The sequence below is a fragment of the Microtetraspora sp. AC03309 genome (assembly GCF_020826795.1).
Taxonomy (GTDB): Bacteria; Actinomycetota; Actinomycetes; order Streptosporangiales; family Streptosporangiaceae; genus Microtetraspora; species Microtetraspora glauca.
Map to the genome: position 1 here is coordinate 1 of NZ_JADDIL010000607.1, position 396 is coordinate 396.

Here is a 396-nt window from a genome sequence, read left to right on the forward strand (position 1 = left end):
GACTCAGTGAGTTATGACGACCCCGTCGAACGCGCACGGCCGCGGATGGGGGCAGCGGCCGCATTCCATCGATGCGCTCGATCACCGTCTCAGCCGCTGGCAGGCACGTCAGATGAGTCGGCGGTTCGCCGGGGTCGGCGTCGGCATCCCCGCCGCGCGTCTCCGCGAAATATCTTCCGGCGCCCCGGCTGGCGACGCCGAACTGGCCGGGGTCCAGTTCGCCTTTGTGGCAGACGAACTCATGCACGACGAGCGCATCGCGAAGCTGGCGCGCGGCAAGCAGCGCTGCGCATCGTGGTTCGTGGTCGTGGTGATGGGGCTGATCATGTTCAGCTCACTGTTGTGCATGGTTGTGCTGCTGTTGAGCCTGATGCAGCATTCCGCACCGTTTTGAGC

Annotated in this window: 1 protein-coding gene; it reads left to right on the forward strand. The window is 65.4% G+C overall.

Translation table 11 applies throughout. The features are described 5' to 3' along the window. The first annotated feature begins 13 nt into the window (after positions 1 to 13). Positions 14 to 394: a hypothetical protein gene (locus tag IMZ11_RS44580; protein WP_065021601.1), complete on the forward strand. Its 381-nt coding sequence runs from the start codon at positions 14 to 16 to the stop codon at positions 392 to 394. Positions 395 to 396 lie beyond the last annotated feature (2 nt).

Coding starts and splice junctions, on each gene's coding strand:
- IMZ11_RS44580 (WP_065021601.1), top strand. CDS start 14: ATGACGACCCCGTCGAACGCGCACGGCCGCGGATGGGGGCAGCGGCCG.